This is a genomic window from Alkalibacterium iburiense, from assembly GCF_039521845.1.
Taxonomy (GTDB): Bacteria; Bacillota; Bacilli; order Lactobacillales; family Carnobacteriaceae_A; genus Alkalibacterium; species Alkalibacterium iburiense.
The window spans coordinates 1-294 of sequence record NZ_BAAACW010000059.1 but is presented as its reverse complement, the minus strand read 5'-3'; the positions used below and the strand labels follow the sequence as shown (position 1 = coordinate 294).

1 pseudogene is annotated in these 294 nt (G+C 41.5%); it reads left to right on the top strand.

Annotated elements, in window-relative coordinates:
• Nucleotides 1–294 (top strand): annotated as a pseudogene (locus ABDZ53_RS04945) (hypothetical protein); the annotation flags it as partial.

The following is a 294-nucleotide window of genomic DNA, read 5'->3' as shown; positions in this document are numbered from 1 at the left end:
AAGTCCAAATATGCTGAACACGGAAACTGTGTGTTCAAAAAACGAACAGTCTCATGGAACAATCAGAACTATACGGTCACTCCAAATCATCTCGCTTTTCCTATTATGCAAAAGGGCAAATCAAAGAGAACGGCTATTAAAGCTGTGCTAACGAGTGATCAGTTTGAGCTGTTATCTCAGTCGAAACGGGGAGCAATGCGTATCACAAAAAAAGGCTACCATTGTATAGCTCAGATTGCTTATCACATTTTGCCGTCTGAGACGACAGGAACAGACATCTTAGGCATCGATCTA